Raw genomic sequence first — 296 nt, 5'->3', positions numbered from 1 at the left:
ACATTAAGAAAATGAGATGGCCTAATGGTTTTGTTTGCCCTAGATGCTCTTGTGAGCATGCCTATGAGCTTACAACCCGCAATTTATATGAATGCAGTCAATGTCATAAACAAACATCGGTCACAGCAGACACATTATTCCACGGTAGCCGTATTCCTATCACTAAGTGGTTTTGGGCTATCTACTTTTTAGGCTCAGATAAAGGCAGTATTTCAGCATTAAGACTGAGCAAGCACATTGAAGTTAATTGGCGAACGGCACGTTTGATATTAAGCAAGCTGAGAACAGCTATGGGC

At 41.2% G+C, this 296-nt stretch carries 1 protein-coding gene; it reads left to right on the top strand.

Annotation, left to right across the window (positions count from 1 at the left end):
• On the top strand, nt 1-296 hold a 296-nt coding region (locus AAEY79_RS14400; protein ID WP_352288955.1), incomplete at both ends, for an IS1595 family transposase.

The organism is Psychrobacter sp. GW64-MNA-CIBAN-0177 (assembly GCF_040309585.1).
Classification (GTDB): Bacteria; Pseudomonadota; Gammaproteobacteria; order Pseudomonadales; family Moraxellaceae; genus Psychrobacter; species Psychrobacter okhotskensis.
This window is presented reverse-complemented; position numbering and strand designations above follow the sequence as displayed.